At 58.0% G+C, this 11,502-nt stretch carries 11 protein-coding genes; 9 read left to right on the top strand and 2 right to left on the bottom strand.

The genetic code is table 11. From position 1 onward, the window contains the following. Positions 1 to 147, bottom strand: a 147-nt coding sequence (locus ORS3428_RS32515) for a helix-turn-helix domain-containing protein (protein WP_122984384.1), incomplete at its 3' end; no start/stop codon positions are given. A gap of 861 nt (positions 148 to 1,008) precedes the next feature. Here ORS3428_RS32515 and ORS3428_RS17410 point away from each other — a divergent pair. Together ORS3428_RS17410 and ORS3428_RS17405 are read left to right on the top strand one after the other, a co-directional pair. After that, complete coding sequence (locus ORS3428_RS17410) at positions 1,009 to 2,976, top strand: hypothetical protein (RefSeq protein WP_071099542.1); 1,968 nt, start codon at positions 1,009 to 1,011, stop codon at positions 2,974 to 2,976. After that, positions 2,973 to 3,734, top strand: coding sequence for an AAA family ATPase (locus ORS3428_RS17405; protein WP_122984383.1), 762 nt, complete (start codon positions 2,973 to 2,975; stop codon positions 3,732 to 3,734). Before ORS3428_RS17410 ends, ORS3428_RS17405 begins: the two co-directional genes overlap by 4 nt. A 90-nt stretch (positions 3,735 to 3,824) precedes the next feature. On the opposite strand, the gene ORS3428_RS17400 is transcribed toward ORS3428_RS17405, so the two are convergent. Next, on the bottom strand, positions 3,825 to 4,433 hold the full coding sequence (locus ORS3428_RS17400; RefSeq protein WP_071099541.1) for a hypothetical protein: 609 nt from the start codon (positions 4,431 to 4,433) through the stop codon (positions 3,825 to 3,827). Positions 4,434 to 4,753: 320 nt separating this feature from the next. On the opposite strand from ORS3428_RS17400, the gene ORS3428_RS17395 reads away from it, so the two are divergent. From ORS3428_RS17395 to ORS3428_RS17365, 7 genes are all read left to right on the top strand, one after another. Continuing rightward, the gene (locus ORS3428_RS17395) at positions 4,754 to 5,476 is read left to right on the top strand and encodes a helix-turn-helix transcriptional regulator (protein ID WP_071099540.1); all 723 of its coding nucleotides are present in this window, start codon (positions 4,754 to 4,756) and stop codon (positions 5,474 to 5,476) included. Positions 5,477 to 5,559: 83 nt separating this feature from the next. Further along, positions 5,560 to 6,219, top strand: a complete 660-nt coding sequence (locus ORS3428_RS17390; protein WP_040980057.1) for an acyl-homoserine-lactone synthase — start codon at positions 5,560 to 5,562, stop codon at positions 6,217 to 6,219. Positions 6,220 to 6,286: 67 nt separating this feature from the next. Continuing rightward, entirely contained in the window at positions 6,287 to 7,861 is a 1,575-nt protein-coding gene (locus tag ORS3428_RS17385; RefSeq protein ID WP_071099539.1) for a S53 family peptidase, read from the top strand. Between the two features lie 35 nt (positions 7,862 to 7,896). Further along, entirely contained in the window at positions 7,897 to 8,379 is a 483-nt protein-coding gene (locus ORS3428_RS34430; RefSeq protein ID WP_443136860.1) for a DUF4760 domain-containing protein, read from the top strand. Between the two features lie 64 nt (positions 8,380 to 8,443). Then, the gene (locus ORS3428_RS17375) at positions 8,444 to 9,511 is read left to right on the top strand and encodes a hypothetical protein (protein WP_131802911.1); all 1,068 of its coding nucleotides are present in this window, start codon (positions 8,444 to 8,446) and stop codon (positions 9,509 to 9,511) included. An 80-nt stretch (positions 9,512 to 9,591) separates the two neighbouring features. After that, a complete protein-coding gene (locus ORS3428_RS17370) occupies positions 9,592 to 10,437 on the top strand; it encodes an SGNH/GDSL hydrolase family protein (protein WP_131802910.1) in 846 nt (281 codons plus the stop codon). A 216-nt stretch (positions 10,438 to 10,653) separates the two neighbouring features. Beyond that, positions 10,654 to 11,355 (top strand): hypothetical protein, encoded by a 702-nt coding sequence (locus tag ORS3428_RS17365; protein WP_071099535.1) that lies wholly within the window; start codon positions 10,654 to 10,656, stop codon positions 11,353 to 11,355. The last annotated feature ends 147 nt before the right edge of the window (positions 11,356 to 11,502 follow it).

Genomic DNA, 11,502 nt, shown 5'->3' with positions numbered 1-11,502 from the left:
CCGCAGCAAATAGGTCGATACTGTCGTCTTGCTGATCTTCAGCCGTTCCGACACCTCACGCACCGAAAGACCCTGCTCATGGGTCAGGCGCAAGATCGCTTGGATATCCCTCACGCTCGTTCGTCTCGCTTGCTTCCGTCTCGGCATGGCCCCTCTCAACGTCATCGTGAGAGGCCAAACTGCCAGAACGGCGCAGCCGAGAACCGACCGCCAAATCCGCTCCCGAAAACTGTCCGGGATTTAGCGGAATCGCTGTCCGCGAATTACTGAAATCACTGTCCGGGATTTAGCGAAAAGGGTGTCCGGGATTTACCGAAACACGCAAATCTGCTTCTCGGCATGGCTCCCGAGGGGCCGCCAGTCAGCTTGCGGCCCCCCTTCTACCCATTCGCCAGCTAGCCGGTCACCGAACGAGTGATGGCAGCTGACGTTGAAAAACAACCTCTAAAAGTTCGCCTTTTGTACTTCGAAAGTCGCATAAAAGGCAGTCTGGTATGGCGTCCGAAATTATCTGTCGTCGGTAGGGGCAAGACTTCAGAATTATCTGTCGTTGGCCGGACTGCTAAGTGGATGATATCCCGCCGCTTTCGCCCGAGGGGGTTACCAAGGACCTGCGAACAACGGGTTACCAATGTGCCCCAACGACAATCAATTTCCGACTGGCCCCAAGGAGATGTTTTGATTGAGCTTATTTCGGCCCCCATTGGTAACCTAAGGCCACCCAACACGCGCATTGGTAACCCCCAGCGGCAGGTTTGGTAACCCTCATCGAACGAGTGGTGCTCGCACCTCTCGGCGGATTCGCTTCAGTTCAGCTGCGGTAAACAGTTCCCGTCCGCAGTGMGCATGACCAACCCGACAAGACGGCTCGCCAGATATTGGTCGTTGATTGTTTCGTCGATGCGCTCCGCGAGGTGGTCTCGGACGATCTTCAAATAGCCTACACGTTCGCGATGTAGCATATCCCCGCCTCAGGAATTGCCCCGCATCGATGCCAGGTTGCTAGCTATGGGTGAGTGGCTGTCTACAGTTGAGTTTGCTGAGCTGGTCGGCATTAGGAGACAAGTCGCTCATCGCGCTCTTCGTCGGCGTCGCTGGCGAAAGAATCCGCTCGAAGTGCGGAAGGTCAATGGTCGGCGCGGCGGGAACGCCGGAGAGCAATATCAGGTGAATTCCACGTCCCTGCCGCTGGAATACCGGCACCGTTTAAAGGTCTCTCAAACCCTCGTTGAGAACCACTCGAAATCAATCACTGGCAGGACGGCAGAGCACACATGGTGGCTCGATTACCTGAGGCCAGCGCTTCAGCATCCAATCAAATCGATTGCCCGCACCGACGCCCTGGCCGAGCTGGTAGACAACCCAACGAGGAATTGGGAGGGTACGGCGGTCAGCTATTCCCTGCGGACGCTGCAGCGCCATGCCGCACGCTTTGACGAAGGCATGAAGGTCGGACGGCATGGTCGATCGGACAGGGGTAAGAAGCGTGTCGTCATAAGCCGGAGGTGGGACAAGCTGGTCCCGTTCGACGCATCCACCAAGGCAAAAATCGCGGAGGACCTAAAGCAGGAAATCCGGGGCCTGCTCAAAGGCGGCATGTCGTGGGGTCACACCCTGCAAGAAGCCGAGAAGTTCCTGATCGACGCGACTCGGGCCTGGGGCTTCCGTCCCGGGGATTCCGACGTACTGGAGCGCGCTTGTTCTATCCCAACCGACCTCATCTCAGCGGAACTCCACTTCCGAAACGTCCACCGGTTTAAGCGCGACCATAAGGCTTATGATGATCGCCGGCCGCGCATCCGCCGCACCGTTGCTGGCATGCAGCCGATGGAACTGGTGGTCGGCGATGTTCACCCTGTCGACATTCACCTCACTCGTCCTGATGGCACTGTCGCCACTGCTAGGCTGATCGGCTTCTTAGACTGGGCGACGCAGCGCCTCTGGATAGGGCTGATCTTTTTCGAAAAGCGCGGCGGCGTGCAAAACCGCGACGTGATTGAAGTCTTCGCGGCCATGATCGAAGCGTGGGGCATGCCGCAGTCGCTCTATGTCGACAACGGCAAAGAATTCGGCTTCGCCGCCTTTCTGGACGATGCCATGCAGCTTACCGTCCCGGGCTTCCATGGCCCGTCCCGATCAACCCACCTCATCAATGATTTGCCCTACAACGCCTCCGCAAAGCCGATTGAGCGTTTATTCGGCGACCTGGAGACGCGCTATTTCAGCACGGCGCGCGGCCACATCGGCGGCAACCGAATGAGCAAGAAGCAGGAGGCGATCGGCAGGACGGTCGCTCCGTTCGGCGCGTTCGAAGATGTGGTGCCAGCCATWGAAGGCTTCGTGCGCACCTATAATCACACTGCGCAGGGCAAGAAGAGCGCACTCAAAGGCCTCTCCCCTGAAGCCACGTTCCRCAAACACCTCGAGGCGGGATGGGCGCCGACTGCGATGAGGCGCGATGAAGTACGCGCGGCATGTGCGCGAACCGAAGAGCGGTCGGTTGTTCAGGGTGCGATATCGGTCGGTGGCCGTCATTGGACATGCCCAGAATTGCAAGCTTACCAGTACGAGAAGATTTGGGTCCGTGTGCCGGCCTATCACACCCCGGCCGAGTTGCTGCTGCTTGGCCGCTATGGCGAACGAGTCGGCATAGCCTTTCCCGATGTCGAGTTCCATCCGCTCGACAAGCGCGGCGCAAAAGCATCAGCCGAACGCGCAAAGGTGCATCGGCAGGCGGTGCGTGACCTCGATCGGTCAGCGCCTGATATCGACGTGGCTGCACGCCTGATCGCACGCGGCGAAGCCCAGCCTGACTCGGTCCTCAACGAGCCCGTCGRCATCGTCTCTTACGATCCGGCGAAGCGGCCGGCGCGGATCGTGATGCCGAAGGGGGCTTCGACGTCCGAAGAGCGCCGACGCGAACAAGACGAGCGCATAGCCGCTCAGATGGACTTGGCGAAGAGGATCGTCGGATGACGTTTATCGAAACCCGCGCCGCGTTCACCGTACGGACTRCATTCGATACGGCGGTCAAGATGCGATATCCGGTGCTTGCGGTCGGCAAAGCAGGACTCGGAAAGACTGTAGCGCTCAACTGGATAGCCGCCCAAAGCGGAGCTGCCTATTGTGAGGTTGCGCAGCATACCAAGGCTATCAGGCCGATGTTCCTGATGCTGCATGACGCCTACGGCGTCCAAAGGGACAGCAAGCACACATACGATCTTGCGAAGGATTGCATGAATTTTTTGGGCGCCCGATACGGCCCGACGCGCCCGTTGCTGGTGGACGAAAATCAGAACTTCACACCCACTGTTTTGCGGGAGCTGCTGCATCTTCAGGAGAGGTGCGGCTTCGCTCTACTGCTCGCCGGCAACACTCATCGGCTAGCGGGCACGAGGCGTGATACCCACGCCGTGGATCAGATCGAAAGCCGTATCGGTATGCGTTTCGAGATCGGGCAGCCGACGCGGGAGGATTGCGTGAGGATCGGCGCGGAACACAAAGTTGAGGGGGCCGACGCCTACGAGGCAATCGCCACCTACGGGCAATACACCTCCCTTCGCGCGCTTTGCCATCTGCTCCAGAATTGCGCTGCCGGTACCAGCGGCTTCGGCAGCATTCGTCTTTCCCGGATAGAGACCACGCTTCGCGGCATGTCGTGCGGCAGCGATGTGCTCAGGCTTCTGCGCGAGCGCCGAAACGACGCCGCAGACGACCTCCGCAGCCCGGCTTAATTCCGGACAGCGACAGATAATTCCGGACGGCACATCGAATTCGCGACCTACGTCGTCTAACGAGGGGCCTCGATTTGATTGGGGCGAGCCCTAAGGGGTCCCGCCTGCAAGTTGGTCGTGGATGCGTGCGCCGACCACACAGAAGCTTTTCACCGCGTCCTTGTAGGACTGCAAGGTCTGGCGCATATGCGCCAGATGTGTCTGCCGCATTGTCTCCAAGTCTTCCATCGCTTTGGCATATCGCGCAGCGGCTTCCTGCGGTGTTTCCGGTTTCGGCGGGCCATCGGGCATCGGGAGGATGAGAGGCGGAAGGCCGCGCGGGGTCTGTATTGCCAGGAGCCTATAGTCGTTTGCTAGGCGACCATAATCGCTCAACGTTGATTGGATGCCGACCAGTTGCCGAACGAGATCGCGAAAATCATCCGCCGGAATGACTTTGAGGCTCTCTGCATCCTGCTGGATGTTCAAGAGGGCAATCCCGAGGGAGGGGACGAAAACGGGCTGCTGGTCGATCTGCACCCCGGCCAGCGTTTTGTTGATCGCTTCGCATTCCTGACCAGCGATCTGCAGAAAACCGACGACACGGTCCTTCTGTTCGCGCGAAGCGCGCCAGTTATCGAGATACAGGGCTGCCGGGACACCGAACAGCGTGGTGAAGATCGGCAGCAGGAGGAGAGCGATCCACGGATTCTCGATCATACTACGTTTCTGGCTGGCCGCGACTTTGACATCCGACGATTTTGACGGACTATTTGCTTCAGYCGACGCAGGCACTGGCCTCGTGCCGGTTTTCTCCACTTTAGGTCGAGACGACCCTTGTCGTTTCTCGTTGGCGCCAGCCAAGCGTTTCCCTCGCGTCATCGCGGACCCCTCTAGATCAGCAGCGCCAGCTATCGCATCAGGCAAGCATTGATAGGCTGCCGAGGCTTGCCCTGGACGACCTGATATCACGGGCTTTTGCGTATGCGAGTCTTCTAAAATAAGCTATAGATTGTTCGTGCGGGAGACGGGGCTCTGGCATGATCGATTCTGATGTATTCGACTTTGTCGAGYGGTGCCGGAAGCACACGGCTACAGGGCCGCTTTTGTGCGATCTGCTCGGGACAGTAACAAAGCTTGGATTCGAGCATCTTATATTGAGTGGCGTGCCCCTGGGCGGGCAGAAACTCGCGCCGATGGTAGAATTGAACGGCTGGCCGGAAGGCTGGTTCGAGCGCTATGTGGAAGCCGAGCATGYCGCCGTGGACGGCGTCTGCATCTATTCGGCCAAGACGTTGAAGCCGTTCCTTTGGTCCGATGTACCCGCCAGATGGTCTGGGACGGAAGCTTCGCGGCGCGTCGCCGGCGAAGCGACGGAGTTCGGCATCTGGAGCGGCTTCGCCGTGCCGATGCTGAGTGTCCACCACTGGCAATCGGTGCTGTCATTTGCCTCCTCGCAAAAGACCTGCAATCTGTCTGCGCGCCAGCAGGTGCAGCTTGTAACCATGGCGGTCTACGCCGGCATGACGATCCAGTCCTTTTCCAATGACGCCGGAGACGGCGAGGGGCCGCTGACTGACCGGGAAAAGGAAGTGCTGCTGTGGGCGGCGGCCGGCAAGACTTCGTCCGAAACTTCGCAGATCCTCGGCCTAACGGAGCGCACCGTCAAATGGCACGCCACAAGGGCCCGCGAGGCCTTCGGCGTCGCCACTACCACRCAGGCCGTCGTCGAGGCGGTGCGCCGGCGCCTGATTCATCCTTGAGCCAGTCAACTGTCCGATCGGACAGGTGACGCAAATTAGAACGGCTGCAACTATCCCCCMAAGAACGATCGGGGGATCGCGCGATGATTACGGCTCATGTCGTCAATGCGCAGAACAGGCATCTCTACGAAAACGAATTCGACGAGTTTCTGCGCCGCCGGCAYGACTTCTTCGTCCATCAAAAACGTTGGCGCCCTCCGAGCCCAGACGGTCGCGAACTAGACCAGTTCGATACTGACGCGGCGACCTACCTACTCGGCATGGAAGAGGGTCGCGTCGTGACCTCGGCCCGATTGATCCCAACGAGCGAGCCGCACATGGTCTCAGAGGTCTTTCCTCACATGTGCGAGAAATCGGGCGTTCCAAGGCGTCCTGACTGGGCCGAATGGACCCGCACCTTCGTCGTACCCGAAAAGCGTTCGACCGGGCTGAGGGGCACGCTGACGCAGCTCTGCTGCGCGGTCATGGAATACGCCCTCGACGAAGGCCTGAGCGCTGTCGGCGGCGTCCAGGAGACTTACTTTATGCCCCACCACGGCGCGCTGAAGTGGCACGCCAAGCCGCTAGGCATGGCCAGGGAAGAAAACGGCGAGTGGTACATCGTGGCATATATCGAAGTGAATGAGGCGGCATTAGCCAGTGTCCGCAAAATACTCGGATTAGATCGTTCGCTGTTGGTTCGGCGGGGCATCCAACTCCCATTCGTCAAGGTCAATAGGCACTTGGCTGAGGTTGCTCGCTGAAAATAGAACAAGCGACCCGCTTGAAACATGTGGTCTGAGCCAAGCAAAACCAGGGAGGAACATCGAGATGCCGGCCCAATATGTTGAAATTCCTGGCAGCAACCGAGAGCCACCTGTCGGATCGGCACCAATAGCCTCCGTGCACGCCACCAATCCGCGCGAGCAAATCGAAGTGAGTGTGTACGTCAAAGACGAAGGTGGCGACCCGCTACTGAAGATGAAACCTGGGGCCGTACCGCCTTCCACCACCGAGTCCACCGCGGCGCGGGATAGCGCAGCGTTCGACAAGGTTCGCAAATTTGCCAGCGAAGCTGGCTTGTCGGTAGTGCTRCAGGATCCCGCTCGGCGGCTGATAAAGCTTGCCGGCCCAGCTGATAAGCTCGAAGCTGCTTTCAGAACAAAACTGCACTATTACAACGATGGCAAGAACGCATTCAGAGCGCGATCTGGCAGCCTTTCGGYACCTGCCGACGTTGTCGGCAGCATTGAAGCTGTCCTTGGTCTAGACACCCGACCTATCGCCAAACAAAAGCTCACCCGCGGGGCCAATCCTCACGTGGTGACCGGTCATCTGCCAAACGAAGTAGGGCGTTTTTACAACTTTCCCCAAACCAAAGGGCTTGGCGCCGGACAATGCATCGCGCTCATTGAACTTGGCGGAGGTTATCGCGACAGCGACAATCGGCTCGCCTTCGAGACTATGCGGCTGCCGGTCCCTACGGTGACTGCTATCTCGGTATCGGGGGGAGGCAATAATCCYGGACCGGATCCAAACGCGGATGGAGAAGTCGCGCTCGACATTCAAGTTGCTGGCGGGGCCGCACCGGGCGCCAAGATCGCCGTTTATTTCRCACCAAATACCATCCAGGGCTTCGTCGACGCGATAACCCGTGCCGTCAACGACGCCCAGAACAGACCGTCGGTTATTTCCATCAGCTGGGGCTCGCCCGAATCGCAATGGACCGGGCAGGGCTTGGYGGCGATGAACTCTGCATTGAAAGATGCCGCAACGCGCGGAGTAACCGTGTTTGCTGCTGCCGGCGACAACCTGGCTACAGATGGCGTTGGCGATGRCCACGGGCACGTCGATTTCCCAGCGTCATCGCCCTATGCCGTTGGTTGTGGAGGCACCTTTATCGATACCGCCAAGGGGAAAATTACGGGTGAGGCCGTTTGGAACCACGGCGGGTCTGGCACTGGCGGCGGAATTAGCGACCGGTTCGACGCCCCGGGATACCAGGCGAACGTCCAGTTCCCGCCCTCGGTCAACCCTCGCCAGGGAAAAGGGAGGGGAGTGCCGGACGTCGCGGGTGACGCCGATCCGCGGAGCGGCTATCGAATTGTCGTCGCGGGGAGCGGTGCCACGATCGGAGGGACGAGCGCGGTCGCGCCACTATGGGCCGGATTGATCGCCCTGATCAACGAAGCGTGCGGTCGCCCGCTTGGCTTCATTCAACCGTACCTTTACGGCGCCCCGCAGGCATTCAGCCAGATCACCAAAGGCGACAATAAGGACAACGGCGTAGGCTACTCCGCTGGCGGCGGTTGGAATGCATGCACCGGGCTCGGAGCACCCAAAGGCGAAGACCTTCTCACAGTATTCAAATCGGCGATCGGAGCTGTCAATGCTCCCGTGGCCTAGCCAGTGTAGAAAAATCGTCAAATAGGAGCGGATGAGTGCAAAAAATTGATCGTGCGCTTGGCTTCTGCAGCGCCGGCGCAGCCATTGTTACTGCAATTRCTGCGCTCGCTATTCCAATAGTTCTCTACGTCGACGCGAAGAGAAATAGGACATTGGATGTTATGAACGATCTTGACACGAAAATATCGGCAATCGTTGCGGAAAAGATACGCCTAGATGCTCTTAACGGGGTGAAGGGCCAACAACGATTTKATCCAAAGTACATAGACGGCGACGGTAATTCTGCAGTACAGACACAGGTATACCGGCTCCTGAATCTATATGACTACGTGTGTTTAGGCGGAAAGATGAATCTCTTCTCGCTTGACATTATTGGCGAGATGCGAGGAGACGCTTTAAGGCAGACTTGGGCTGACTATGGACCATATATAAAGGCCCATCGTGCGAATGGCGAGCAAGACAAAAAGGCCTGGGAAAATTGCGATAGCGTAGCTTTCCCCGCAGGGACTGCGTCATAACAAGCGGATCCCGGAATTTAAAGACTAAGTGACGTTGCTCTCATGCGCCTATCAGGAGGATCTCATGGCGTTTGTAGTTGCGTGGGTCTCCGGAAAGCGACAGGTAACTTACCGCGATCGATCCGGTAATGAACTTACTAAGAAGGACGGCAGTCGCTCCTGGCGCAACAACAACCCCGGCAATATCGCCCGGGGATCGTTTTCCGAAGCCCATGGGTCTATTGGCGACGATGGCAAATTTGGAATCTTTCCCGACGAGGAAACCGGCTCGGCCGCAATCGTGRCTCTATTCACCAGCAATTCCTACAAGAACCTTTCGATTCGCGACGCCTTCTATCGCTACGCGCCGCCAGCCGACAACAATGATACCGAAGCCTATATCGCCGCCGTTACGGCCGCTGTTGGCGTTCCTTCCTCGAAGATCGTGGGCACRCTGTCGAGTGCTGAGCTCAATAAGCTCGCGGGAGCCATCAAAGTTCATGAGGGATGGACTGTCGGGACRCAAAGTGGCAGTGCCTTATCGCCCCGCGCGATAAAAAGCGCGACGATCGGCGACCTTGTCGAGAAACTGATCAATCTCGGATCGGATGCCGGCTCGTGTCAGGTGATCCGCCAAAAGGCCAGCCAGGCCATGGTGYGGATTTACGGAAAGCCGACTTTGCATAACGCCTGCGCCTGTACTTTGAGCCTGTTTCTGCAGAGTGCGGGCTATCCACTCGCCAAGATCGTGTATGGCGCAGGTGCATTGGCGCAATATCTCAGGCAACACGGATGGCAAAAGGTCGACGTCGGGAACCAGCAGGCCGGTGACGTCGGCGTCTGCCGGGATGATGACAAGACTACAGCTGGAGCCGATCACATATTCCTGGTCGTCAAGCGAGCGGACGCCGATCAGATGCTGATCGCGGACAATCAGGAGAGTTTCTCGCCGCATCCTCGATTTGCTTCAGGCAAAGGACACAAGACGCCAGTCGACTACTTTCTTCGCTATTCAGCCACATCACCGCTTGCCGGTTTCGTTTCCAAGGACTCAACGGAAATCGATCTCGATGAGGTCGTGACTTTGGACGAAGACACWGATGATTTGGTGCCGAAGTTCGACGAGCAAGGCGCGCCGCTAGCTAACGGGTGACGGATATCCGTCCTGGGTTGGCTTTGTGGCGGCAGATAGCTTCCGTCTGCAGATCCAGATTGACGATTGGGGAGAATTTGATGGCCGTCGAAATGGACCCTCACGCTCAGATGCAAGCGCAGATAGAGCGCGACCTCGCGGCATGGAACGATGCTCAGCAGAAGCAGTCGATGCGATATCGGGCCGCAAAAGAAGCGGCGACGGCGCTTCAGGCGGACTTTCATCTAGCGCCGAAACACCTTCTTGCGATCGGCGACTCGTGGTTGGACTACCCCATCGAGGGCAACAATCCGCTGTCCGGCCCTTCAGATATCAAGATTCAGTTGCAGGCGATCTGCAGCCCATCACCCATCATCTATTCGACGGCGCATCGCGGCGACGCGTCAACCGATGAGATGAGCTTGCCGAAGCAGGAACGTATCCTGCAACTGCTGATGGACAAATCGAAGTGGCCGAACGGAAAGCCGGACGCCATCATCGCGTCTGCGGGCGGCAACGACGTTGCCGGCAACAACTTCTGTATTTTCCTGAATTACAACGATGGGGCAGCAAGCGGCCTGAACGCGCAGCGATACGCCGGCGTCATGGCTATCGTCAAATCGAGTTATCTTGCGCTGTTTTCATTGCGCGATCGGCATGCACCAGGTGTGCCGATCTACGGTCATTGCTATGATTTCCCGACCCCAAACGGAGTGCCAGCGCCGTGCGGATACGGGCCCTGGCTGAAGCCTTCATTGGATTTCTGCAATTGGCCGGCCGGCCCGGGCAAGGTGATTGTTCATGACGCCCTGGCCCAGTTCAAAGCCATGCTTGATGGATTGGCGGCCGATCCTCGAACAAATTCCATGTCGTGCCGACGCAAGGGACGCTCAACGACACCCATTGGGCGAACGAACTGCATCCAGACCCGACGGGGTTCAGGATGATTGCGCAAAAATTCGCAACCGCGCTTGGAATGAACCAACTGTCACCAGCGCCCGCGTTAGAGGCCAAGGCTTCTTCCGCGAAGAGGTCCACAAAAACGGCAACGACGAAGAAAGCCCAGGCACGAAAGCGGAAACCTCAGCCTGTGGGCGGCCGATGAGATCGGGCTCGCCAAGAGCCCGACTTTGCCGGGGAGTGAATGTTTTGGGGAGGGCGTTATGAGGCGGCTGGTCGGCCTGACACTTGCAGTCCTCTTGGCTGGTTGCGCAACAAAGCCACCGACCAGCGCGGAGAGTCTTGTCCAAGTTCCGCTTATTTGGGGCGCTTTAAAGTGCGCCTTCGCAACCGCTCTGATGAAARAACGAAATCCGGATAAAGTGAAGGTGCTCGAAGGGCAGGTTGCGGCTGGTACCCTGACCCTCAAAATTGTCTATAACCTGTCAAAAGACTTCAGTTTGAAAGGGAAGGYAGCGGCTGGTGGACCCTTCGTGTTTGCTTACTCAGGTGCAACGGCGAGTATTTTGCCCAACTTTTCCGCCTCGGCAGCAGAGACTGGGACGCTCACGACCACCTTGCCGTTCAGGTACTATCTTTATGCCACCAACGCCGACGTTTGCAATCAGGTTGACGCCGCAACGCAGTTGAAGTTCGGATTCTCTGACTGGCTTGCCGGAATTATCTCCGGCCTAGAAGTCAACTCTCCATACTACCCTTTGGGGCAGGTAGACAATGTCCAGTATGGTGCGGACTTCGGTGTTACGAAAACTACAAAGGGAGGCGTAGACTTCGATATTGTCTTCCTCTCAGGCTCCGCGAACGCAAACTCCACCAGAAATGACGTTCAATCCATCTCCTTTGCGATTGGCCCCCCATCCAAAACAAATCCGGCGCCCGACATCTGGAAACAAACGAGACACTGAGTGCAGGTATCAAACGAGAGGAAATTCCATGGCTAGCTCGCCCAAACCGTCGTCGCCGAAGTCGCCGCCCCCGCCCCCACCAAAGCCGGGAGGTATTCCGACCGAACCTGGAGCTTTYCCGGCCCAAGTAGGCGCCAATTCTCCAGT

The organism is Mesorhizobium sp. ORS 3428 (genome assembly GCF_001854785.1).
Taxonomy (GTDB): Bacteria; Pseudomonadota; Alphaproteobacteria; order Rhizobiales; family Rhizobiaceae; genus Mesorhizobium.
The sequence above is the reverse complement of the archived record's forward strand: the minus strand, read 5'-3'. Positions and strand labels throughout refer to the sequence as shown.